Origin of the sequence: Halomonas sp. DP8Y7-3 (assembly GCF_019801675.1) — a bacterium.
Classification (GTDB): domain Bacteria; phylum Pseudomonadota; class Gammaproteobacteria; order Pseudomonadales; family Halomonadaceae; genus Halomonas; species Halomonas litopenaei_A.
Map to the genome: position 1 here is coordinate 137,775 of NZ_JAHVIO010000019.1, position 24,345 is coordinate 162,119.

Here is a 24,345-nt window from a genome sequence, read left to right on the forward strand (position 1 = left end):
CTCGCACATGGCCTGCACTCGACCGACACTCTGTTGCAGGACAACACCCGCCTTTTCCGCTCACCATTATCTGGAGGCGCCATGAGCGCACCGTCTACGCACTCGCCTCTCGTTGGCTCACTTCACTCTCCTTCGAACCACTCCGCGGATGCGTCCGTCTCTGGCAAAGCGACGGCCTACGAGGCTCACACTCCTGACCACGATGGCAAGATCCACTGGAGCGAGACGGAGCACCGCACCTGGCAGACCTTGATGGAACGTCAACTGGCGCTGATCGAAGGACGTGTTTGCCACCAGTACCTGGAGGGGCTGGAGCGCCTTGCCCTGCCCACCGATCATATCCCGCAGCTCGATGCGATAGATCGGGTGCTGGACGACGCCACGGGATGGCGAACCGCCGCAGTCCCGGCGCTGATCCCCTTCGATACCTTCTTTGAGCTGTTGGCCAACCGGCGCTTCCCCGTCGCGACCTTCATCCGCACCCCGGAAGAGCTGGACTATCTCAAGGAGCCGGATATCTTTCACGAGATCTTTGGCCACTGCCCCATGCTGACCAATCCGGCCTTCGCTGAGTTCACCGCCACCTACGGGCGGTTGGGCCTGGCAGCCGAGCCCAAGGATCGGGTGTATCTGGCCAGGCTCTACTGGATGACGGTCGAATTCGGCCTGGTGGACACGCCAGAGGGCCGACGCATCTATGGGGGAGGCATCATTTCATCGCCACGGGAGACGCTCCACGCGCTTTCCGACGCACCGGTAACGCGTCGCTTCGATGCCCTCGATGCACTGCGTACGCCCTACCGCATCGACATCCTGCAACCGCTTTACTATGTTCTCGACAGTCTTGACGACCTCCAGACACTGGCCCAGCAGGACCTGATGGCGCTGGTGGAACAGGCCAAGGCGCTAGGACTCTTTGCCCCGCTGTTCACGCCCAAGGCGCGGTCACCCCGCGCCTGACGACCGGCAATTTCTGCCCTACCACTAGCATTTGGAGCTATCCCATGAGCGAACACCCATCGTCCCTGTCACAACAATCCTGCGAAGCCTGCCGCTGGGACGCCCCTCATGCCAGCGAGAGCGAGATGGCCAGCTGGCAAAAACAGCTGCCCGAGTGGCAGATCGTCGAGCGCGATGGCATCATGCAACTGGAGCGGAGCTATCGCTTCCGCAACTTCAAGCAGGCCCTGGCGTTCACCAACAGAGTCGGCGAGATCGCTGAAGAGGCTGGTCACCATCCGGCGCTGTTGACCGAGTGGGGCAAGGTCACCGTGACCTGGTGGTCCCACGAAATGAAGGGCCTGCACAAGAACGATTTCATCCTAGCGGCTAGAACCGACGAGGTAGCAAGTTAAATGTTCGAGAAGATTGAGCGGGTTCCCGGGGATGCCATCCTCGGGCTCATCGAGGCCTTCAAGAAGGACACCAATCCCCAGAAGGTCGATCTTGGCGTCGGCGTCTACCGCGATGCAAAGGGCAACACTCCGGTGATGCGTGCGGTCAAGGAGGCCGAGGCCCTGCTGCTCAACAACGAGACCACCAAGACCTACATCGGCTCACACGGTGCTCCCGAGTACGGTGCCGTGGTCTTGCCCATGGTGCTGGGCCAGGACTCACCGGTGCTGGAAGCTGGGCGTGCCAGTGCCACCCAGTCTCCCGGTGGCACCGGCGCTCTGCGCCTGGCGGCCGACTTCGTTGCCAGCCAGCTGCCTGGCAAGGGCATCTGGGTCAGCGATCCCACCTGGCCAAACCACCACGGCATCTTCACCGCCGCCGGTATCGCACTGCACAAGTACCCCTACGTGGATGCCGACAACCGTCTCGACTTCGACGGCATGCTGGCGGCTCTGAAGCAGATTCCCCAGGGCGACGTGGTGGTCCTGCACGCTTGCTGCCACAACCCGACGGGCTTTGACCTGAACCACGAGCAGTGGCAACAGGTGCTTGAGGTGCTGCAGGAGCGTGACCTGCTGCCGCTGGTGGACTTCGCCTATCAAGGTTTCGCTGAAGGCCTGGATGAAGACGCCTACGCCGTGCGACTGTTGGCCGAGAACCTCGACAATGTGCTGATCACCAGCTCCTGCTCGAAGAATTTCGGCATCTACAACGAGCGTACCGGTGCGCTGATCGTGGTCGCGAAGAACAACGAAGAGATGGAAAACGTTCGTTCGCAAATCGCCATTGTCGCCCGCGAGAACTATTCCAACCCGCCCGCCCACGGCGGAGCTATCGTCGCCGAAATTCTGCACTCGGCCGAGCTCGCCGGCGTCTGGCGTGAGGAACTCACGGAAATGCGTGACCGCATCAACACCCTGCGTCGCGACTTCGTCGAAGCACTGAAGCCTTACGGGCTGAGCGAGAAATACGCGCACATTGCCGAGCAGCGTGGCATGTTCTCCTACACCGGTCTGTCACCGGAACAGGTGGATCGCCTGCGCGATGAGTTTGGCATTTATATGGTGCGCTCCGGCCGTGCCAACGTGGCGGGCTTCTCTCAGGAAAACCTGCCTTACCTGGCCAAGGCGGTTGCCGCGGTCAATAGCTGAGACACCACTGACGCCTCGCCACTACCGCTAAGCGGTGAGGCGTCATTGGAGAAAGAGATAACGCCCGGGTCCAGCCCGGGCGTTGTCGTATGCAGGTCAGCGCAGCAATGCCGGTAGCGCCGTTCAGCCCAGGCCATGCTTGGTTGCCCACACCGCCGCTTCCACTCGGGAGCGCAGGTCAAGCTTCTTGAACAGATGCTTGACGTGCACCTTGACGGTGCCCTCGGCGATGTCGAGTTCACGGGCGATCATCTTGTTGGACAGCCCCCGGGCCAGGGTGCGCAGAATGTCTCGCTCTCGCGCGGTGAGGCAGGACATGCCATCGTCGCCCCCCGCCGGCAGCTCGCCCTTGACCACGCTGGCCAGCAAGGACGCCATTTGCGGCCCCAGCACCACCTGCCCCTGCGCGGCCTCGCGAATCAAGCGCAGCACCTCTTCCGGGTCCATGTCCTTGAGCAGGTAGCCGTCGGCACCTTCCTTGAGCGCCCGCACCACATCATCGTCGGCATCGGATACGGTCAGGATCACGATACGACTCTTGACCCGAGCGTCGCGCATCCGCCTCAGCACCTCAATCCCATCGATCGGATGCATGTTGAGGTCCAGCAGGATCAGATTGGGCTGAAGGTCAATCGCCTTGCGCACCGCTTCCGCACCGTCGGAGGCCTCGCCCACCACCACCAGGCTCGGGTCCATGTCCACCAGCTGGCGAACGCCACGCCGAAAGAGAGGGTGATCGTCCACGATCATCAATCGAAGCATGCTCATTGCCAAATCTCCTGAGTGAGTGCGTCCGACCTATGCCGGACGACACGTTCAGCTGACCGCGACAGGTAGCTGTACCAGCAGGCGCGGCAGAAAGCGGACGGTCACCACGGTGCCACATGGCTTGATGCCATTGACCGAGAGCTTTCCACTCAGGCTCCTCGCCCGCTCTTCCATGATGGCCATCCCATGGGAAATGGATGGATCTGATTGGGGACCGATACCGACCCCATCGTCCTTGATCGACAGCTGATAATGACCCGTCTCTTCTGCGGCAAGACTGACCGTACAGTGGCGGGCCCTGGCGTGGCGCGCCACGTTGGACAACGCCTCGCGCACGATCTGCAGTACATGAATTTCTTCGTTGGGCGTCAGCGCAAGCCCGCTCCATTGCCCTTTCAAGGTCAGCTCGAAGTCGCCCCGCTTGGAATACTCCTGCACCGTCTCATCCAGCGCCGCCTCCAGGCCCGCCTCGTGGATGCGCAGACGGAAGGTATTCAGTAGTTCTCGCAGCTGACGATAGGAGGAGTTCAGCCCATGCCTCAGCTCGGCCACCACTTGCGCGACCTGTTCGTGGCGCTGCTGGTCCAGCTGCATCTGCAATCGCGTCACCTGAATCTTCAGGTAGGACAATGATTGCGCCAGGGAATCGTGTAGCTCTCTGGCAATGACGGCGCGCTCATCCATCAGCGCCAGCCTGCGCTGCTCATCGGACTTTTCCGACAATGACAGGGCCGCTGCGATCAGCCCTGCCACGGTCTCGACCAGCTCGATCTTCCACTGTGCCAACATGTGCCCAGGGGGCTGCTGGACCCGCAGTTCGCCGAAGTCGCGCCCTGCCTCGCGCACGCGCACCGCATACTCATTGCCGCTGCCTGGCGATGGAGAAGATGTCATGCGACTGCACGACTCCGATCGCGCTGTCGCAGTCTCGGCTTGATGATGGGCCGCGGGCCGAGGCACAAGGCGAATCATTTCCTTGCCGGCCCCACCGGTAGTGAGCCTCAGCTCGAACGGTCCCTCGTCGGTGACCGCCTCCAATTGACGCAGGACGTCTTCAAGCTCCTCACGGGTCAATGGCGTCACGCCATTCAAACGTCGCGCCGTCAGGTAAAGCATCCGCAGCGCATCATTACTGCGCTTCAACTCATGCGTCTTGGCCGCCACTCGCTTTTCGAGCTGCCCATACATTTCCGAAAGACTGGCATTCATCTTGTTGATCGTACGCGACAAGAGGCCAAGCTCGTCATTCCCACGGTAGGTCGTTCTACCGGAGAAGTCACCCACCATTACACCATTTACCACCCGAATAAGATCTCTAAAAGGCGGCATGACGCCACACACAATTCTGTACACCACCATCACCATAAAAACAACAAGAATGGTCAGCGACACACCCTGAAAAACTTCCAGAAAGACCACCTTAGACTCCGCATATTTTTGCAGACTCCCAACTAGAATATCCACTTTATCGACGAACTCTGCCACCTGGTCATCGAGGCGAAAGGCATTGCCGCCGTCAAAGGCATGGATATTGGGTCGCAGGTTTTCGTGCCAGCATTCGACCACTCTGTCATAGGCATCTCTCAGGGGGTCATCCACATCGCCAGGAATCAGACTGACAATGGCTGGGCTGGCAAGAGTGGCTTCCATCTGTTCCTGCTGCCAACGGCGCCGGGGATGGTCGGCAGGCAGCAATTCACTGGTCGACAGCAATCGGTAGGCCTGCATCCTCAGCGACCCCGCCTGATTGATGGCATCGGCGTAGCCACCCGCGCTCTGGGCGATAACGATCGAGCCCAGCAGGCTGACCAGCGCCAGACAGGCAATCGCGGCCATCGCGACCAGCATGCGCAGCATCAGAGAGCGGCGCAGGTAAAAGGCGCCGTTCATGGCTGCCCCTCGTGTCTTGTCTTCCACCACCCACTTCTATTGACCCAGATCAAGGGAGTTATCACCTAACCAATATCAGAATGTCTCATTTATGTTTCGAGGCAGATAATACGTGACGAATCTCTTAAAAACACCCGCATACCCCCATGGAGGTAAGAGATCAACGACGCTGGATATACCCTCCCATTCTGTTGATCACAATCAAGTGCCTTGCAGATACATTGTAGCAATGTTTAAGGGGACAAACCGGCACCCCTACTGAGGAAAGCATATGCTTCAACATGACTCCGTACCGCGGCGTCAGCAGAATCAAGCGCTAGGTCTGGCCACCCTGGCCTTCACTCTCTGCTTCGCCGTCTGGACTCTCTTCTCGATTCTCGGCATTCAGATCAAGGAAGACTTCGGTCTTTCTGACACTCAACTCGGCCTGTTGATGGCCACACCGGTGCTGACCGGCTCCATTAGCCGTCTATTCCTCGGCGTACTGACTGACCGTTTCGGTGGCCGTTGGGTGTTCGGCCTGCTGATGCTGATCACGGCCACCTGCGTCTATCTGCTGACCTTTGCCAACAGTTACTCGATGCTATTGGTCGGCGCCCTGGGTATCGGCCTTGCGGGCGGTTCCTTCATCGTCGGCGTCGCCTACACCTCCGCCTGGTTCGAGAAGGAACGTCAGGGTACCGCTCTGGGCATCTTTGGTGCCGGTAACGTGGGCGCTGCCGTGACCAATTTTGGCGCCCCTTTTCTGCTCCTGGCACTGGGCTGGAAGAGCACCGCGCTGGTCTATGCCACCGTCATGGCCATCATGGGCGTCGCCTTCATTGTGCTGGCCAAGGAAGACCCCAGCAGTCGATCTCGCAACGCCGTGCGCCAGCCGCTATCCGAGCAATTTGCGCCGCTGGCCGATCTGCGCGTGTGGCGCTTTTCTCTGTATTACTTCTTCGTCTTCGGCGGCTTTGTGGCCCTCGCCCTGTGGCTGCCCCACTACCTGATCGAGGTCTACGGACTCAGCCTGGGAGCGGCGGGTATCGTCGCGGCGCTGTACACTATCCCAGCCTCGCTGTTCCGCATCCTCGGCGGCTGGATGTCGGATCGCTACGGCGCTCGTCGGGTGATGTACTGGACCTTCCTGGCCTCGGTCATCTGCACCTTCCTGCTGAGTTATCCGCCCACCCAATACACCATCGACGGAGTGCGTGGCCCGGTCGAATTCACCTTCGCCATGCCCCTGGTCGGCTTTATCCTGCTGACCATGGTGCTGGGCTTCTTCATGTCCCTGGGCAAGGCCGCCGTGTACAAGCACATCCCGGTCTACTATCCCAAGAGCGTAGGTCTGGTGGGCGGCGCGGTAGGCATGGTCGGCGGACTCGGCGGCTTCTTCCTGCCACTGACCTTCGGCATGCTCAACGATGTCATCGGCATCTGGCAGAGCTGCTTCATGCTGATGTTCGTCGTGGTCGCCGCGGCGCTGCTGTGGATGCATCACGCGATTCGTAAAGCCGAACGCATCGAGGCTCGCGACCGCTGCGAATCCACCGATCTGCCGGAGCTTTCTACCCCCAGCAAATTCGTGCTGCAGGACTGGCGCCCGGAAGACGAGTCTTTCTGGCAGACCACCGGCCGCAAGATTGCCAGTCGCAATCTATGGATCTCGATCCCCTGTCTGCTGCTGGCCTTCAGCATCTGGATGGTGTGGTCCATGGTGGTGGCCAAACTGCCCCAGGTGGGCTTTGACTACAGCCCGAACCAGCTGTTCTGGCTGGCCGCCCTGCCGGGACTGTCCGGCGCTACGCTGCGCATCTTCTACAGCTTTACCGTGCCGATCTTCGGCGGGCGTCGCTTCACCGCTTTCTCCACGGCCTCACTGATTCTGCCGGCACTGTGGATCGGGTTTGCGGTACAGAACCCTGACACCCCCTACCTGGTGATGGCGATCATTGCCCTGCTGTGTGGCTTCGGTGGCGGTAACTTTGCCTCCAGCATGGCCAACATCGCGTTCTTCTATCCCAAGCGCGAAAAAGGCAAGGCACTGGCCATGAACGCCGGTCTTGGCAACCTTGGCGTATCGGTGATGCAGTTCCTGGTTCCCGTGGTGATTTCTACCGGCAGCTTCGTGATGTTTACCGGCGACGGCCAACCGCTGTCAGACAGCGGCATGCTGTGGCTGCAGAACGCCGGCTTCGTGTGGGTGCCGTTCATCGCTATCGCCACCGTTGCCGCCTGGTTCGGCATGAACGACATCGCCAGCGCCAAGTCCTCGTTCAAGGAACAGTCGGTCATCTTCCAGCGCAAGCACAACTGGCTGATGTGCATTCTCTATACCGGCACCTTCGGTAGCTTCATTGGTTTCTCTGCCGGCTTCCCGCTGCTGACGAAGACCCAGTTCCCGGCCATCGATGCCTTGCAGTATGCCTTCCTCGGCCCGTTTGTCGGCGCCCTCAGCCGTGCCTGGACCGGCGGTCTTGCCGATCGCTTCGGCGGCGCCCGGGTCACCTTCTGGACCTTCCTGACCATGATCGCCGGGGTCATCGGCGTGCTGTTCTTCCTGATGAACAAGACCATGCCGATGGCGTTCTACGGTTTCTTCGCCTCGTTCATGCTGCTGTTCTTTGCCACTGGCGTCGGCAATGCCAGTACCTTCCAGATGATTCCGTCGATCTTCCGCAAGGAAGTGCCGCGTCTGATGCCCAACCTGACCAGTGCCGAACAGCTGGTCCACGCCGAGCGCGAATCGGCCGCCACCATTGGCTTCACGTCGGCGATCGCCGCCTACGGCGCCTTCCTGATCCCGAAGTCCTTCGGCACCTCGATTTCGCTGACAGGCGGACCGGAAGCCGCCCTGCTTGGCTTCATCGTCTTCTACCTGCTGTGTACCGCCCTGACCTGGTTCTACTACAGCCGCAAGGGCGCAGAAATCGAACTCAATCTGGACGCCGGGCCTGCCTGCAAGGGCCGCAGCAAGGACCACCCCAAAGAGGCTTCGGACGCATAGCACTGACATTCAGGACTGACGTTCAGTGCTGACGTTGAGAGCTAGCTCTGAGCTTCAAGACTCCACCAGACCGTGACATTCGAGTCCACAAGGACCGCCTAGCATGGCCCCCGCAAGGGGGCCTTTGAGGAGACCCCCCATGAGTCACTTTCTCGATCGGCTGAGATACCTGACCAAGCGTCCTCCCCAGTTCGCCAATGGACATGGCGAAACGAGGGAAGAGACCCGCGACTGGGAAGATGGCTATCGCGCTCGCTGGCAGCACGACAAGATCGTGCGCTCCACCCACGGGGTGAATTGCACCGGCTCATGCAGCTGGAAGATCTACGTCAAGAACGGCCTGGTGACCTGGGAAACCCAGCAGACCGACTACCCCCGCACCCGCGCCGACCTGCCCAATCACGAGCCACGTGGCTGCCCGCGTGGCGCCAGCTACTCCTGGTATCTGTACAGTGCCAACCGCCTCAAGTACCCGCTGATCCGTCAGGAGCTGGTCAGCCTGTGGCGTCGGGCGCTGGACAAGCACGAAGACCCGGTGGAGGCCTGGGCCTCCATCGTCGAAGATCCGGTGCTGGCCAACCAGTACAAGCGTGCCCGTGGCATGGGCGGCTTCGTTCGCGCCGACTGGGACGAGGCCCAGACCCTGATCGCCGCGGCCAACGTCTATACCGCCAAGACCTACGGTCCCGACCGCATCATCGGTTTTTCACCGATTCCCGCCATGTCGATGGTCTCCTACGCCGCCGGGGCCCGCTACCTGTCGCTGATCGGCGGAGCCTGCCTGTCCTTCTATGACTGGTACTGCGACCTGCCGCCGGCCTCCCCCCAGACCTGGGGCGAGCAGACCGACGTGCCGGAGTCCGCTGACTGGTACAACTCTGGCTATATCATCGCCTGGGGCTCCAACGTGCCCCAGACCCGCACGCCGGACGCTCACTTCTTTACCGAGGTGCGCTACAAGGGCACCAAGACCGTGTCCATCACCCCGGACTACGCCGAGGTGTCGAAGCTCACCGACGAGTGGCTGTCAGCCAAGCAAGGCACCGACGCCGCCCTGGCCATGGCCATGGGCCACGTCATCCTCAAGGAGTTCCACCTCGACTCCCCCAGCGCTTACTTCACCGACTACGTCAAGCGCTACACCGACATGCCCTTCCTGGTGGCGCTGGAGCCCCGGGAAGACGGCAGCTACGCGCCCGGCAAGCAGCTGCGTGCCGCCGACTTTGATGCTTCGCTTGGCCAGGACAACAATCCCGAGTGGAAGACCGTCGCCTGGGACGAGAAGCGCGATCAGCTCGTCGTGCCCCGTGGCTCCATCGGCTTCCGCTGGGGGGAAAATGGCGGCGAGGAAAAAGGCAAGTGGAGCCTTGAGTCACTCGACGCCGACGGCCAGGAGGTCGACCTGCGCCTGTCCCTGGCCGATGCCCATGACAGCGTCGCCAAGGTGGCCTTCCCCTACTTCGGCGGTATCGCCCACGAGCACTTCGACCACGTCGAAGGCAACGAGGTGCTGCACCACTGCCTGCCGGCCAAGAAGCTGGCCCTGGCAGACGGCAAGGAAGTGCTGGCCGTCACCGTGTTCGACCTGATGTGCGCCAACTACGGTATCGACCGTGGCCTCGGCGGCGATGGCGAGGATGACGGCGCCACCGCACTGGACCAGCTGCGTCCCTATACCCCGGCGTGGCAGGAAAAGATCACCGGTGTGCCGGCCAGCCAGTGCATTCGCATCGCCCGCGAGTTCGCCAGCAATGCCGACAAGACCCAGGGTCGCTCCATGATCATCGTCGGTGCCGGGATGAACCACTGGTACCACATGGACATGAACTACCGTGGCCTGATCAACATGCTGGTGCTGTGTGGCTGCATCGGTCAGTCCGGCGGTGGCTGGTCCCACTACGTGGGGCAGGAAAAGCTGCGGCCCCAGACCGGCTGGCTGCCGCTGGCCTTTGGCCTGGACTGGCAGCGTCCGCCGCGCCAGATGAACGGCACCTCGTTCTTCTACAACCACTCGAGCCAGTGGCGCTACGAGAAGCTCGAAGTCAAGGAGCTGCTGTCACCGCTGGCCGACCCCAGCAAGTACGACGGCAGCCTGATCGACTTCAACGTGCGCGCCGAGCGCATGGGCTGGCTGCCCTCCGCCCCTCAGCTCGGTATCAACCCGCTGCGACTGGCGGGCCCCGCGCTTGAGGCCGGCATGTCCACCGCCGCCTACACGGTCAACGAGCTGAAGGCGGGACGGCTCAACTTTGCCGCAGAAGACCCGGACAACCCCCAGAACTTCCCGCGCAACATGTTCGTGTGGCGCTCCAACCTGCTGGGCAGCTCCGGCAAGGGCCACGAGTACATGCTCAAGTACCTGCTGGGCACCCGTCACGGCTTGCAGGGCAAGGACCTGGGTGAGTCCGGTGGCGCCATGCCCAAGGAAGTCACGTGGCACAAGGAAGCCCCGGAAGGCAAGGTGGACCTGTTCACCACCCTCGACTTCCGTATGTCCACCACCTGTCTGTACTCCGACGTGGTGCTGCCCACCGCGACCTGGTACGAGAAGGACGACCTCAACACCTCGGACATGCATCCCTTCATCCACCCGCTGACCGCCGCCACCGATCCGGCCTGGGAGGCGCGTAGCGACTGGGATATCTACAAGGGCATCGCCAAGAAGTTCTCCGAGGTCTGCCCCGGCCACCTGGGCGAGGAAACCGACCTGGTCACCCTGCCGCTGCAGCACGACAGCCCAGGCGAGCTGGCCCAGCCCGAGGTGCTCGACTGGAAGCGCGGCGAGTGCGAGCCGGTGCCCGGCAAGACCATGCCGAGCCTGGTCGAGGTCAAGCGCAACTACCCCGAGACCTATGAGCGCTTCACCTCGGTGGGGCCGCTGCTCGAAAGCATCGGTAACGGTGGCAAGGGCATCAGCTGGAATACCGAGAAGGAGGTCGAACTGCTGCGCGGCCTCAATCACGTCAAGCTGGACGGCCCGGCCAAGGGGCAGCCGCGCATCGAGACCGCCATCGACGCCGCCGAGGTGATCCTGTCACTGGCACCAGAGACCAACGGCCAGGTTGCGGTCAAGGCCTGGGACGCGCTTTCGAAAATTACCGGACGGGACCATACCCATCTGGCGATTCCCAAGGAAGAGGAAAAGATCCGCTTCCGAGATGTGGTGGCGCAGCCGCGCAAGATCATCTCCAGCCCAACCTGGTCAGGCCTGGAAGACGAGCACGTGTCCTATAACGCGGGCTACACCAACGTCCACGAGCTGATCCCCTGGCGTACCGTGAGCGGACGTCAGCAGTTCTATCAGGACCACGCCTGGATGCGCGACTTCGGCGAAAGCCTGCTGGTCTATCGTCCGCCCATCGACACCAAGGCCACCAAGGCCATGGCGATGCCGCGTCCCAACGGCAACCCGGAAATCGCGTTGAACTGGATCACCCCGCACCAGAAGTGGGGCATCCACTCCACTTACTCCGACAACCTGTTGATGCTGACCCTGTCCCGGGGCGGCCCCATCGTCTGGCTATCCGAGGATGACGCCCGCGCCATCGGCGTCGAGGACAACGACTGGATCGAGCTGTACAACGCCAACGGCGCCATTGCCGCCCGTGCCGTCGTCAGCCAGCGGGTCAAGAACGGCATGGCGATGATGTACCACGCCCAGGAGCGCATCGTGAACGTGCCCGGCTCCGAAGTCACCGGCACCCGCGGCGGCATCCACAACTCGGTGACTCGGGTATGTCCCAAGCCGACCCATATGATCGGCGGATACGCCCAGCTGGCCTACGGCTTCAACTACTACGGCACCGTCGGCTCCAACCGCGATGAGTTCGTCATGGTGCGCAAGATGAAGCACGTCAACTGGTTGGACGGGGAAGGACAGGACAGCGTTCAGGAGGCAGTGAAATGAAGATCCGTTCACAAGTGGGCATGGTGCTCAACCTCGACAAGTGCATCGGCTGTCACACCTGCTCGGTGACCTGCAAGAACGTGTGGACCAGCCGTGAAGGCGTGGAGTACGCCTGGTTCAACAACGTCGAGACCAAGCCGGGCATCGGCTACCCCAAGGAATGGGAAAACCAGGCCCGCTGGAAAGGCGGTTGGCTACGGCGCGAGGACGGCACCATCGAGCCGCGTATCGGCGGCAAATGGCGGGTGCTGGCGAACATCTTTGCCAACCCGGACCTGCCGGAGATCGACGACTACTACGAGCCGTTCACCTTCGACTACCAGCACCTGCACCAGGCCAAGCGGGGGCGCCACCAGCCGGTGGCCCGTCCGCGCTCGCTGGTCTCCGGCCAGCGCATGGAAAAGATCGAGTGGGGCCCGAACTGGGAAGAAATTCTTGGCACTGAGTTCGCCAAGCGGCGCAAGGACGTCAACTTCGATCAGATCCAGGCGGACATCTACGGTCAGTTCGAAAACACCTTCATGATGTACCTGCCGCGCCTGTGCGAGCACTGCCTGAACCCTGCCTGTGTGGCCAGCTGCCCCAGCGGTGCCATCTACAAGCGCGAGGAGGACGGCATCGTCCTGATTGACCAGGACAAGTGCCGCGGCTGGCGGATGTGCGTGTCCGGCTGTCCGTACAAGAAGATCTACTACAACTGGAAGACCGGCAAGTCCGAGAAGTGCATCTTCTGCTACCCGCGTATCGAGTCCGGCCAGCCGACGGTGTGCTCCGAGACCTGTGTCGGTCGCATTCGCTACCTCGGCGTGCTGCTCTACGACGCCGATCGTATCGAAGACGTCGCCGCCTCCAAGGACGACCGCGACCTCTACCAGCGCCAGTGCGAGATCTTCCTCGATCCCCACGATCCCGAGGTCATCGCCCAGGCCAAGCGTGACGGCATCGACGACAACGTGATCAAGGCCGCCCAGGAGTCCCCTGTCTACAAGCTGGCCATGGACTGGCAGCTGGCCCTGCCGCTGCACCCGGAATACCGCACCCTGCCGATGGTCTGGTATGTGCCGCCGCTCTCTCCCATCCAGTCGGCGGTGGATGCCGGTCACGTGGAGAGCGATGGCGTGCTGCCCAAGGTCGAGTCCCTGCGCATCCCGGTGAAATACCTGGCCAACATGCTGACCGCCGGTGACGAAGCCCCTGTGCTGCGAGCGCTCAAGCGGATGATGGCGATGCGCGAATACATGCGTGGCAAGCACGTGGATGGCGAGGCTCGCCTCGACGTACTGGACGAAGTCGAGCTGAGCGTGGCCCAGGTCGAGGAGATGTATCGCTACCTGGCCATCGCCAACTACGAGGACCGCTTTGTCATCCCGACCAGCCATCGCGAACTGGCCCGCGAGGCCTTCCCGGAGCGTGGCGGCTGCGGCTTCACCTTCGGCAATGGCTGCCAGGGCGGAAGCGACGATGTCAGTCTGTTCGGCGGACGCAAGCAGACCACCACCCTGGTCGACGTTGAGCAGTACGATCCCGCTCATCCGGAGGTCGAGCATGACTGATGCCGCCACTCAAGGGCCACTCGCCCAGGGCCTGCGTGCCCTGGCCCGGCTGCTCGACTATCCCGACCGAGAGCTGATCGCGGCTATCGATGAGGTCAAGGCCGCCATTGCCGCCATGCCACTGCCGGGGGGAGCCCCCCGGCAGGCCTTGCTTGACTGGTGCGATCGCCTGCGTGATGCCCGCCTGCTGGACGTCCAGGCGGCCTATGTCGCCCAGTTCGACCGCGGCCGCGCTACCTCGCTGTTGCTGTTCGAACATGTCCATGGCGAGTCCCGAGACCGCGGCCAGGCCATGGTCGACCTGCTCAGCGAGTACGAGGCGGCGGGCTTTGCCCTGGACAGCCGCGAGCTACCCGACCACCTGCCGCTGCTGCTGGAATTCCTGTCTACCCGCAGTGCCGACGACATCGCCAGCTGGATCGGCGATGTCAGCCATATCCTGGCGCTGCTCACGGCCCGCCTGGAGAGCAAGCAGTGCGATCAGGCGCTCATCACGCGCACGCTGCTTGCGATGATCGGCGCCGAGGATCAGGTGGACACCCACCGCGAGGCGGTCGAACAGGAGTCACCCGACAACACCCCTGCTGCCCTGGACGCCGTGTGGGAAGAAGAAGCCGTGCGCTTCTCGGCCGAATCGGATCAGGACTGTGCACTGACCTCGGCGGAAGGCAGGCGTCTTGCCGAACGTCGTGGCAGCGTCCAGCCCGACACCATTCGCCTTCCCGATGCCATGCCCTCTCGACCCACTGGAGGTCTGTCATGAACTACCTGCATACCCTGCTGTTCGGCCTCTACCCTTACCTGGCGGGCAGCGTCTTTCTCATCGGCAGCCTGCTGCGCTTCGACCACGGTCAGTACACCTGGAAGACCGGTTCCAGCCAGATGCTATCGTCCAAGCGCATGCGCCTGGCCAGCCCGCTGTTCCACGTTGGCATCCTGGTGATCTTCTTCGGCCACCTGGTCGGCCTGCTGACACCACACTGGGTCTACGCGCCCTTCATCAGCGCTGGCACCAAGCAGGTGTTTGCCATCCTGGTGGGGGGCCTTGCCGGTATCGCCTGCCTGATCGGTGGCGCCATGCTGCTTCACCGCCGCTTCACCGATCCCCGGGTCAAGGCATCCTCCAGCGTCATGGACAACCTGATCATCGTGCTGCTGGTGGTCCAGGTCACCCTGGGCCTGTTGACCATCCCTGCCGCCATGCACCACCTGGACGGTGGAGTGATGATCAAGCTGGCTGAGTGGGCCCAGGCCATCGTGTTCTTCCAGGGGGGTGCCGCCTCCCATCTCGAAGGCATTGGCTTCATCTACCACCTGCACATCCTGGTGGGACTGACCATCGTGCTGATCTTCCCGTTCACCCGTCTGGTGCACGCCTGGAGCGCCCCGCTTGGCTATCTGGGCCGCCGCTATCAAATCGTGCGGCGACGCGCCTGAGGACCCTGATGATGAAAACCATTCCCTTGGAAACCTTGCCGGCCACACCTCGCCTGAGCATCCGCGTTGGCGGCGCCGTCATCGATGAGGCAGATATTGCCGGGGAAATGCAGTTTCATCCGTCATCGGATCGCGAGGCCGCCGCCAAGGCGGCGGCCCGCGCCCTGGTCATCCAGGCCCTGCTTCGACAGCGCGCCGAGATTCTGGGGATCGAGACGGGCACCCTGCATGAACCCGACGAGCGCGCCATTGCCGTCATGCTGGAGCAGGAATTGCAGATTCCGGCACCCGATGACGACGCCTGCCTGCGCTACCACGCCGCTCATCCTGAGCGCTTCTGCGAGCCCGCTCGCTACAAGGTCAGGCACATCCTGCTGGCGGCCGCCCCGGATGACGTAGCGGCCAGGGACGCCCAGCTGGCCCAGGCGGAAACCCTGATCAAGACCCTTCGCCAGCGCCCTGAGCGCTTCACCGAACTGGCCCAGCGGCATTCTCAATGCCCGTCCAAGGACCAAGGCGGCAGCCTCGGCTGGGTGGCGCGGGGTCAAACCGTCAGCGAGTTGGATCGCGCCCTGGACACCTTGCCGGAGGGACTGCATGACCGCGCGCTGCCCTCACGCTATGGCTGGCATGTGGTGTGGGTCGATGCCCGCCTCGATCGTCAGCCACTGCCCTACGCCGAGGTGAAGGAAAGCGTTCAGCATGAACTGACCGAGCAGGCCACTCGAGTGGCCCTGCGCCACTACCTGCTGGCCCTGGAAAGCGAGATTGGCGTGGAAGGCTTCACCCTCGCCGACGAGGACGCCGACGGACCGCTGATGCGCTGAACTCGATGCACAGAGTCCGGGCCCAAGCCGTGCGCCAGCGCAACCTCGACAGCATCACCGTGGCTGGCGCCGAGCTCTGCGACTGACACTCACCCGCACCCTTTTCTTGCTACACGGAGGCCTTGCATGTCACATACGTCAACGAGCGCCGTCTTCATCCCTCTGGATGTTGCCCTGCTTACCGTCTCGGATAGTCGGGGCCTGGCGGAGGACGGCAGCGGCGACTTGCTGGCTGAACGTCTTGCCAACCACGGCCATCGCCTTACCGCGCGGGCGCTGGTCCCCGACGACATCTACCGCATCCGCGCCCAGGTCAGCGCCTGGGTCCTGCGCGAAGATGTTCAGGTGGTGCTGGTCAACGGCGGCACCGGCTTTACCGCACGGGACAATACCCCGGAGGCACTGACGGTGCTGTTCGATAAGGTCGTCGAAGGCTACGGCGAGCTGTTCCGCCAGCGCTCGTTCGAGAGTATTGGCACCTCGACGATACAGTCCCGTGCCATCGGCGGCATCATCGACCGTACCCTGGTCTTCGCCATGCCCGGTTCCCCCAAGGCCTGCGCCATGGCCTGGGATGAGATACTGGCGGCCCAGCTCGATGCGCGCACGCGTCCCTGCAACTTTGTGGCCATGGTCGTCAACGACCCGCAGCGCTGCGCCAGCCGCCAGTCCTCGCAGGCGATGGACCACCGTCTGGAGGAGGTCTGATATGAGCGACACCTGCAGCTGCGACACTCCCAGGGAATCGCGCCCACTCATCGACCTGTGGCAGGCCCGGGATCAGGTCATTGCGCTGGCCACCCCGGTGACGGGAACAGAATGCGTGCGCAGCCATCACGCGCGAGGCCGTGTGCTGGCGACGTCCCTGCATGCCCGCATGGACGTACCCAACGTCGATAACAGCGCCATGGACGGTTACGCGCTGCGCCTGGCCGACCTCAAGGACCATGTGGGGCTACCGGTACTGCTGCGAGTGCCCGCTGGAAGCATGCCTGAACCATTGCCCTTCGGCGGCTGCGCTCGGATTTTCACCGGGGCTCCCATTCCCCATGGCGCCGACGTGGTGGTCCCCCAGGAACACGTGCGACTGGACGACAAGGGGCAGATCTACTTTCCCAAGGACCTGCGCCAAGGCCAGCACATTCGCCGTCGCGGCGAAGAGCTACGCGAGGGCGCACTACTGCTGGACGCCGGTGAGCGTCTGGACGCCATTCGCCTGGCCTTGCTGGCCGCGCAGGGCTTGACCGATGTGCCCTGCCGTCCGCGCCTGCGTGTGGCGATCATCAGCACCGGTACCGAGCTGGTCAACCCGGGGCAGGCGCTGTCGCCCGGGCAGATCTATAACTCCAATGCCGAGATGCTGCATGCCCTCGCCCAGGACCAGCATGTCGAACTGGTAGATCTTGGTAACATCGAAGACACCCGTCAGGACCTCGAGAACGCCCTGCGCTATGCCTCCCGCCAGGCAGACCTGATCGTCTGCTCCGGTGGCGTATCCGTGGGTGAGGAAGACCATGTCAGGCCCTGCCTGGAGCAACTTGGCGGCATCAGCCTCAGTGGCGTGGCGATGAAGCCGGGCAAGCCCTTCACCCTGGGCTACATCGGCGAATCCCAGGCTAGCGGCACCCCATTGCTGGGACTGCCCGGCAACCCCACCGCAGCGCTGGTGTCATGGCACCTGCTCGGGCTTCCGCTATTGCAGCGGCTGCAAGGGCGCAACCTGGCGCCCCTCGCCCGCTTTCCCGTCCATGCAGGGTTTACCTTCCGCGCCAATCCAGCACGCCACCAATTACTGAGGGTATATCTCGACCACAGCGATGTGGCCCCGGTGGCACGCATCGCCGGCGCCCAAGGCTCCAATATGCTGAAATGTGCCGCCCACGCCGACGGCTATCTGGTGGTACCACCAGGCCTTCAGGTGGTGCCCGGTCAACGCCTGGACTACCTGCCCCTAAGTCAGTTCGCCCGTTGATGCTGACACCGCAGCGACGCCGCCAACAGAGGGGCCGAGTATGGACCGTGGCCTCTCTCTATCAGCACCCGACAACGTGATAGCGCCTGCGTCGGCGCCTGCACCTATCGGTGTCACAAACCATATTCCCGCTCTACCCGGGAGACTCGGACCTTGTAGCTGGCATACCAGCGCTCGCGCCCCATGGCCTGAGCTTGACGATGATCGAGCTGGGCCTTCCAGGCGCGGATGGACGCCAGGTCGGCCCAGTAGGATACGGTGATGCCGAGGCCATTTTCGCCGTCCTCACGGGCCGATTCGATGCCAAGAAAACCCGGCTGCTGCGCGGCCAGCTCGACCATCTTGTCCGCCATGTCGGCGTAGCCGTGATCGCCGGCAGTGCGTAGGGACGTGAAGATGACCGCGTAGTAGGGAGGCGTGGGGGTAGCGGCAAAAGGGCTCACCGGGGAAGGTCTCCTTGGGCTGTCTGATCGTTCACTCGGGCCATGGAGTAGGCGCTGACGTAGGTCCCGTTTCTGAAGGCAAAATGTCGCGACTCGCCCTCGATGTCAAAGCCGAATCTTTGGTACGGGGCAACCGCTCGCGCATTGTCGACGTAGACCGTGAGCTCGATGCGTGTCACTGCCAGCCAGTTGTCGCATAGATCCAGCATGCTGGCCATCAGCGCGCGGCCCACCCCCTGTCCCTGGACATCATCTCTCACCCCCATGCCGAAGGTCGCCACATGACGTCTTCGCGGAGAACGACACTGCTCGAGCCCCAGGCTACCGACAAGCTCATCGTTGAGGGTCGCCGCAAGGAAGTGGAAGTGATCATCGAACGACGCCAGGCGTTCCTTCCACAGACGGGTGCTGGGAAATGGCAGTTGCAAGGTGTCGGCAAAGACAGGGGCTCGTTCATAGAGGCTCTTGAGGCCTTCAGCATCATCGGGCTCTGCCCGCCTGACGACAACGTCCATATGGCTAACCTCCCTTCAAGCCATGCTCATTGACGTACTCATCGACGCGACGCCATTCATTGCTATCGATGCTCTGCAGATCGACTTCCTCGACGCTGTCCCAGAGCAGACCTGGCGCCACTCTTACGGTGCGCCTCAAGTAACCCCTCGCCCCAATGTCTTTCATCTGCAATTCGATCACGACGTCCGGATTATCGACATGCCGATAGAGGATCGTCTGTGTTTTATAGGGCGTGACGAGCTCGAAAAGACGCAGCGTTGTCGTCGAGTGGATACTCTTTTCGATGCCAAAAAACACACTGACAAGCCCGACAACCAGCACAACAACAACGAGAAACCGTTTCACATGACGTCACCTCGCGGTACTTTAGCTTGCAGAGGTTTACCTCGCAGAGCTTTACCCCATAGCGCTGACCCTCGCACTACTATGACTCACCCAGCCATCACACCATGGCTCATCAGCATCGTGTACCGACGCCATCGTTCGATAGCGTTGGGAAACAGCCTAATAGCTCGATGTACCACTTTGGCTTTATTCGCCCAAAGTCTCTGCGGACGTTGTTTTTCAGCGACTTCTTTGAGTCCAGCACGACAGCACTCCCGTCCCGCCGGTGAAACACCACCCAATGCCAGAATGGCGTGCCTCTCTCCAGGCGCCACTTGATCGCCAGCAGGGCCCTGTCAGGAAGCTCGTCCCAACCACTGAACGCCGCTTCCCCGGCTGCTGCTTCAACACCCAATGCCCTCAGCAGGCGCCGGACATGATCCGTGCCGGACCACAGCGCGGAATCCTCGGCGAAGATCCCCAGCGCGTTCGCCTTAACCTTCGCCTGTTCGTAGCCGATACCGGCAAGGGCGGCGCAGGCGGCGATACCGCATCCGGAGACTTCTTCCTGCACCACGGGCGTCATCTCCCTGAATCTCCCTCATCCGTACCCATCAAGGCCTCCACCGTGCTCAGAGGAACCCATCCCACCTGCCCCAACGCATTCTCGACACGGCCCCATCCCATCAGCTGATCCAGCACGTGCAGGCGCTCACCCACCTGGGTGTTCAATTCCGTGGCGTCATAGTCCCGTGTGGCGATCCCCCTTTGCGGGTCGTCTGTCGCCTACAGATAGGCAAGAGGCGCCCAACCGACCTGGCCGTTCCGGGTGGTGGTTCTCACCCAGCCCGGATACTCCGTATCCTCGTCACCCAGCAGCACCTCATCGCCGCTCTTGAAGGTAATGGGATCCGGGTATTCAGAGATGTGGGCCCGGCTCGCGACCACCTTCATCGTCATCTTCCCTCCTCTTCTTCTCTCTTCTCTCTTCTCTCTTCTCTCTTCTCTCTTCTCTCTTCTCTCTTCTCTCTTCTCTCTTCTCTATTCTCTCTTCTCTCAACCTCAGCTCCTTTCCACCTTTCCTGCTCAGCGCCTCAGCTCCTTTGCCACGGCTGTCTCGAGACGCATGACTGGCGATGATCGGCAGGCGATGATCGCCAAGGGGCCAACGCCCTCAGCTTACCCGCGCTCAGCAGTAAACGCCCCACCGTGCCAGTGCCGAAAACGGCAGCATCGTCACCGTGCTAAAGCAAACACCAGCGCCGAGGACCATCACCCCACCGGTTGCCTCAAAATAACTTTCTACCAAGTTCTTCTTGCTGTTATCGCCGGATTGACCACCCGCCCAAAGGCCCCTTCCACCTAAGTAAACTTGGCTTTTTCAGCATAGACCCACTTCTTTGCCCTGACGACAGCGGGTAACAATCCCTGGCCTTTTTTCCCCCCATAAACGACGACACCCCGGCGGGCGTTGCCCGTCGGGGTGTCGTGGTGTTGGCATTGTGTCTGGTAGCGTGTTACGCCACCAGCCTGCCCTGGCGGTCTATCGGTTGGGTTTTCACCCTATCGCTTTGCCTTGGCTTTCCTCTGCGGGTTGTCGCTTCACGCCGCGTAGCGAGACACGGCCAGCCCGTTGGGGTCGATGGCGGGTGCACGACCGTCGATCAGGTCAGACAACAGCTGAGCGCTGCCGCAACTCATGGTCCAGCCCAGGGTGCCGTGGCCGGTATTGAGCCACAGGTTGTCGTACTTGGTGGCACCGATGATCGGAGTGGAGTCCGGGGTCATGGGACGCAGTCCCGTCCAGAATTCGGCCTTGGCCAGATCACCACCTTCCGGGAACACGTCGCGCACCACCATGGAGATCGTCGCACGACGCTTTTCCGCCAGGCTGAGGTCGTAGGAGGCAAGCTCCGCGGTGCCGCCAACGCGAATACGGTTGTCGAAGCGCGAAATGGCTACCTTGAAGGTCTCATCCATCACCGTGGACTGGGGCGCACCGCCATCATCGAGCACTGGCAAGGTCAGGCTGTAGCCCTTGACCGGATAGATGGGCAGGCGGATGTCCAAGTCCCGCGCCAGGAACGGCGAGTAGCTACCCAACGCCATGACGTAGGCATCTGCGGTCAACTCTCCGGCACTGGTGTGCACTGCCTCGACCTTGCCAGACACGCGAGTCAGCCGCTCAATGGTGGTGTTGAACATAAACTCGACGCCGAGTTTCTCGCGGCAGTAGTCCGCCAGACGATTGGTGAACAGGTGACAATCACCGGTCTGGTCATCGGGCAGGTGAAGACCACCCACGAACTTGCCGGGCACCCGCGCCAGCGCCGGCTCGACGTCAGCGATGCGACTGGCATCCAGCAACTCATGACGCACACCGCACTGCTCGAGTACCTTCATGTCCTTGCCGACGGCCTCGACCTGCTTTTCGCTGCGGAACAGCTGCAGCAGCCCCTTCTGGCGGTCTTCATAACGAAGGCCAGTCTCATCACGCAGGGCATTGATGCAGGCACGGCTGTGTTCGGCGACGCGTACCATGCGCTCCTTGTTGATGGCGTAGCGCTCGGGGTTGCAGTTGCTGAGCATCTGCATCATGAAGCGACCCATGGTCGGGTCCATCTTGGGCTGGATCTTGAGCGGAGCGTGCTCCTGAAACATCCACTTCACGGCCTTCTGTGGAATGCCCGGCGCTGCCCAGGGAGAAGAGAAGCCGAAGGACACCTGGCCCGCATTGCCATAGCTGGTCTCCATGGCAACGGAAGGCTGGCGGTCCACGACCCGGACCTCATGACCCTGACGTGCCAGATAGTAGGCCGTTGTTACACCCACCACACCTGCGCCCAGAACCAATACCTTCATGTCGCCGCTCCTCTATTCTCATTGTTGGTGCCACGCCCGTCAGGGGCGCTGTCATGCCAGCCGTTGATGCAATGAGCCGCAGCTACGGGCTGCGGCTCGACATGACGCGAGTATAGAGGGGCTAAACCAGTGTTTTATTCTTTTTTTGCCCTTATGCACGAGATGGGAGAACGTTTTTTACCCACTAAGTAGAAGCATTAATCGCTTAACGACACAAAAAAAGCAATATCCACTACCCCTTCAAACCGCAGTGCCGCAGCGCTTGGGTCGCGACAGGGTGCGGCGCAACAGCAGGTAAGCGGCAAGGCCCGCCAGCAGGTTACCCAGCGCGGCTCCCATGCCGAGACCGCTGACCCCGCCTATCAGGATCACCCCGAGCCACAGACAGGGTAGATAGCACACAAACAGCCTGGCCGCGGACAGCAGCATCGCCCGCATCGGCCAGCCAAGCGCATTACCGGCGGACACTACCAGCATGCAGACTCCCAAGGCGGCGTAGCTGGGTGGCATGAAATGCATCAAGGTCGCCAGTGATTGGCTGACATCCTCCGTCCCGGCCAGCATGCCGGCCAACCATGGCGCGGCCAACGCCAGGACGATACCAAGGGCCAGCTGCCACCCCACGACTACCTTCAATGCCAGCCGCATCAGACGGTGAACTTGAGACCAGTCCCCCGCCCCATAACAGCGTCCGAGCCAAGGTGGCAGCGACATGGTCAGCGCCAGCACCACCATCAGCGACACGGTTTCCAGGCGGCTGGCCAGGCCCCAGGCCGCCACTGCCGCATCACCCAGCCCCGACACGGTCGAAATCGCGAGCATGGCCGCGAGCGGCGGCATTAGCTGGCTGATCATGGCGGGACAGGCAACACTGGCAAAGGCCTTGCCAGAGCTTCGCCACTCCTCGCCGAGGCCTTTTAACGCGAGCCACTCGCGCCCCTTCAGCTGCCAGGCCAAGACGCCAAGGCCGCTGCCGAAGGCCAGTACCGTTGCCCAGGCAGCGCCGGGCAGCCCCAGCCCCTGCCAGTCACCGATACCAAAGATCAGCACAGGGTCGAGGGCGAGGTTCACCAGGCTGGTCAGGACCATCATGCTGCCAGGCAGGCTGGTATTGCCGTGGGCACGAAACAGGCTATAGCCAAAGTACACCAGGGCGCCTAGCCAGGCCGCGATCAGCTGTGGCGCCCAGTAGGCACGAATCAGCGCTCGCGCATCGCTGTCAGCCCCCAGGGCACTGAAGATCGGGGTCTGCAGGACCCACAGCAGCAGCGCCAACGCCCCGATGGCGAGCGTACCCATCATCAGCGACAGGCTTCCCAGGCGCTGTGCTCTCACCGCCTCGCCCGCCCCCAGCGCGCGCGATATCAGGGCGGCAATGGCGATCCCCATGCCAACCTGGACACCAATCACCAGAAACGACAGGGGAAAGGTATAGGACTGCGCCGCCAGGGGAGCTGTCCCCAGGCGCGCCACAAATGCAGAGTCGACGAGTTGAAAGCCGAGCAGCGATAGCACCCCGATCGCCATCGGCCAGGTCTTGCGCCACAGGGTTGACCCTAAGGCGCTGGAGTCGGAACTTAGGTGCACGGTATCTCCGATTGGTAGGTCTGGCCGCGTATGGTATAGCAACGCCGCAGCGCGCTCACCCTATCCCGCAACCACAGACCCCGGGCCTGGGCCCGGGGTCGTCGTACAGCCTGCGTGACGCCGCGTGTTACTGGCGAATGCCTTCGAACGTCACGTAAAGCTCAAGGCTGCGCATCGCTTCGGGGAACTTGCTCATGTCGATGTCGTAGTCGCCCAGCGCGAGCTCGGTCGAGCCCTCGAAACCTGCGCGGTAGCCACCCCAGGGATCTTCGCCCTCGCCCAGCAAGGTCACCGGCATTTCGATGGTATTGGTCACGCCATGCAGGGTCAGGTCGCCGGTCAACACGCCTTCTCCATCGCCGGTGGACTCAAACCCGGTTGAGGTGAAGGTGGCCGTCGGATACTCGTCGGCGTTGAGGAAGTCGCCGCTCAGGATATGCTTGTCGCGTTCAGCGTGATTGGTCGTCAGGCTGGTCACGTCGACCTCGAGCTGCGCCGAGGCGCTGGCAGTGTCTTCACCATCGTAGCTGAAGGTGCCGTCAAACGACTCGAAGCTGCCGAGAATGTAGGAGTAGCCGAGGTGGCTGATCTTGAACTGGATAAAGGCGTGCTGCCCCTCCGAATCAATGGCGTAATCAGCGGCCTGAGCTTGCGCCAGGGGCAATAGAGAGCCAGCGGCCAGTGCGGCAATAGCGGTCTTCTTGAGCATGTCTTTCTCCTT

The 24,345-nt window shown here is 62.2% G+C and carries 23 protein-coding genes; 11 read left to right on the forward strand and 12 right to left on the reverse strand.

Translation table 11 applies throughout. From position 1 onward, the window contains the following. Positions 1-81: 81 nt before the first annotated feature. Genes phhA through KUV86_RS18240 form a run of 3 tightly spaced genes read left to right on the forward strand, consistent with a single transcriptional unit; the run spans position 82 to position 2,546 of the window. Complete coding sequence (gene phhA, locus KUV86_RS18230; protein WP_206944706.1) at positions 82-960, forward strand: phenylalanine 4-monooxygenase; 879 nt, start codon at positions 82-84, stop codon at positions 958-960. Between the two features lie 44 nt (positions 961-1,004). Continuing rightward, positions 1,005-1,355: a 4a-hydroxytetrahydrobiopterin dehydratase gene (locus KUV86_RS18235; protein ID WP_206944708.1), complete on the forward strand. Its 351-nt coding sequence runs from the start codon at positions 1,005-1,007 to the stop codon at positions 1,353-1,355. Then, positions 1,356-2,546, forward strand: coding sequence for an aromatic amino acid transaminase (locus KUV86_RS18240; protein WP_222163385.1), 1,191 nt, complete (start codon positions 1,356-1,358; stop codon positions 2,544-2,546). A 123-nt stretch (positions 2,547-2,669) separates the two neighbouring features. On the opposite strand, the gene narL is transcribed toward KUV86_RS18240, so the two are convergent. Next, positions 2,670-3,314 (reverse strand): two-component system response regulator NarL, encoded by a 645-nt coding sequence (narL, locus tag KUV86_RS18245; protein ID WP_206944726.1) that lies wholly within the window; start codon positions 3,312-3,314, stop codon positions 2,670-2,672. A gap of 48 nt (positions 3,315-3,362) precedes the next feature. Beyond that, a complete protein-coding gene (locus KUV86_RS18250; protein WP_222239177.1) occupies positions 3,363-5,204 on the reverse strand; it encodes a histidine kinase in 1,842 nt (613 codons plus the stop codon). A 271-nt stretch (positions 5,205-5,475) separates the two neighbouring features. Between KUV86_RS18250 and KUV86_RS18255 the strand changes: the two genes are divergently transcribed. The 8 genes from KUV86_RS18255 to glp all read left to right on the forward strand — a co-directional run bounded on the left by KUV86_RS18255 (position 5,476) and on the right by glp (position 17,892). Continuing rightward, the gene (locus KUV86_RS18255) at positions 5,476-8,196 is read left to right on the forward strand and encodes a nitrate/nitrite transporter (RefSeq protein WP_222486056.1); all 2,721 of its coding nucleotides are present in this window, start codon (positions 5,476-5,478) and stop codon (positions 8,194-8,196) included. 139 nt (positions 8,197-8,335) lie between these two features. After that, positions 8,336-12,103, forward strand: coding sequence for a nitrate reductase subunit alpha (locus tag KUV86_RS18260; RefSeq protein ID WP_222486058.1), 3,768 nt, complete (start codon positions 8,336-8,338; stop codon positions 12,101-12,103). Then, a complete protein-coding gene (gene narH / locus KUV86_RS18265) occupies positions 12,100-13,656 on the forward strand; it encodes a nitrate reductase subunit beta (RefSeq protein WP_206944733.1) in 1,557 nt (518 codons plus the stop codon). The genes KUV86_RS18260 and narH overlap by 4 nt, the downstream gene beginning before the upstream one ends. Beyond that, complete coding sequence (gene narJ, locus KUV86_RS18270; RefSeq protein WP_222486060.1) at positions 13,649-14,419, forward strand: nitrate reductase molybdenum cofactor assembly chaperone; 771 nt, start codon at positions 13,649-13,651, stop codon at positions 14,417-14,419. The genes narH and narJ overlap by 8 nt, the downstream gene beginning before the upstream one ends. Then, positions 14,416-15,093, forward strand: coding sequence for a respiratory nitrate reductase subunit gamma (gene narI, locus KUV86_RS18275; protein ID WP_222486062.1), 678 nt, complete (start codon positions 14,416-14,418; stop codon positions 15,091-15,093). The genes narJ and narI overlap by 4 nt, the downstream gene beginning before the upstream one ends. 11 nt (positions 15,094-15,104) lie before the next feature. After that, positions 15,105-15,920: a peptidylprolyl isomerase gene (locus KUV86_RS18280; protein ID WP_206944739.1), complete on the forward strand. Its 816-nt coding sequence runs from the start codon at positions 15,105-15,107 to the stop codon at positions 15,918-15,920. A gap of 126 nt (positions 15,921-16,046) precedes the next feature. After that, complete coding sequence (gene moaB, locus KUV86_RS18285; protein ID WP_222486064.1) at positions 16,047-16,628, forward strand: molybdenum cofactor biosynthesis protein B; 582 nt, start codon at positions 16,047-16,049, stop codon at positions 16,626-16,628. Position 16,629: 1 nt separating this feature from the next. Next, positions 16,630-17,892 (forward strand): gephyrin-like molybdotransferase Glp, encoded by a 1,263-nt coding sequence (gene glp / locus KUV86_RS18290; RefSeq protein WP_222486066.1) that lies wholly within the window; start codon positions 16,630-16,632, stop codon positions 17,890-17,892. A gap of 113 nt (positions 17,893-18,005) precedes the next feature. Here the strand turns inward: glp and KUV86_RS18295 are convergent, their stop codons facing one another. The 10 genes from KUV86_RS18295 to KUV86_RS18340 form a co-directional block, all read right to left on the reverse strand. After that, positions 18,006-18,335 (reverse strand): antibiotic biosynthesis monooxygenase family protein, encoded by a 330-nt coding sequence (locus KUV86_RS18295; RefSeq protein ID WP_206944746.1) that lies wholly within the window; start codon positions 18,333-18,335, stop codon positions 18,006-18,008. Next, a complete protein-coding gene (locus KUV86_RS18300; RefSeq protein WP_222486067.1) occupies positions 18,332-18,850 on the reverse strand; it encodes a GNAT family N-acetyltransferase in 519 nt (172 codons plus the stop codon). Before KUV86_RS18300 ends, KUV86_RS18295 begins: the two co-directional genes overlap by 4 nt. Positions 18,851-18,854: 4 nt before the next feature. Next, positions 18,855-19,196, reverse strand: a complete 342-nt coding sequence (locus tag KUV86_RS18305; protein WP_222486069.1) for a hypothetical protein — start codon at positions 19,194-19,196, stop codon at positions 18,855-18,857. Positions 19,197-19,308: 112 nt separating this feature from the next. Continuing rightward, the gene (locus KUV86_RS18310; protein ID WP_222486071.1) at positions 19,309-19,761 is read right to left on the reverse strand and encodes a hypothetical protein; all 453 of its coding nucleotides are present in this window, start codon (positions 19,759-19,761) and stop codon (positions 19,309-19,311) included. Further along, entirely contained in the window at positions 19,758-19,907 is a 150-nt protein-coding gene (locus tag KUV86_RS20165; protein WP_222486073.1) for a hypothetical protein, read from the reverse strand. The genes KUV86_RS18310 and KUV86_RS20165 overlap by 4 nt, the downstream gene beginning before the upstream one ends. 54 nt (positions 19,908-19,961) lie before the next feature. Next, positions 19,962-20,135, reverse strand: a complete 174-nt coding sequence (locus KUV86_RS18320) for an SH3 domain-containing protein (RefSeq protein WP_222486074.1) — start codon at positions 20,133-20,135, stop codon at positions 19,962-19,964. Beyond that, complete coding sequence (locus KUV86_RS18325; protein WP_222486075.1) at positions 20,095-20,235, reverse strand: hypothetical protein; 141 nt, start codon at positions 20,233-20,235, stop codon at positions 20,095-20,097. The genes KUV86_RS18320 and KUV86_RS18325 overlap by 41 nt, the downstream gene beginning before the upstream one ends. A gap of 542 nt (positions 20,236-20,777) precedes the next feature. Continuing rightward, positions 20,778-22,037 (reverse strand): D-amino acid dehydrogenase, encoded by a 1,260-nt coding sequence (locus KUV86_RS18330; protein WP_222486077.1) that lies wholly within the window; start codon positions 22,035-22,037, stop codon positions 20,778-20,780. Between the two features lie 240 nt (positions 22,038-22,277). Beyond that, the gene (locus tag KUV86_RS18335; protein WP_222163696.1) at positions 22,278-23,564 is read right to left on the reverse strand and encodes an MATE family efflux transporter; all 1,287 of its coding nucleotides are present in this window, start codon (positions 23,562-23,564) and stop codon (positions 22,278-22,280) included. Between the two features lie 187 nt (positions 23,565-23,751). Then, positions 23,752-24,333, reverse strand: a complete 582-nt coding sequence (locus KUV86_RS18340; protein WP_222239159.1) for a YceI family protein — start codon at positions 24,331-24,333, stop codon at positions 23,752-23,754. Positions 24,334-24,345 lie beyond the last annotated feature (12 nt).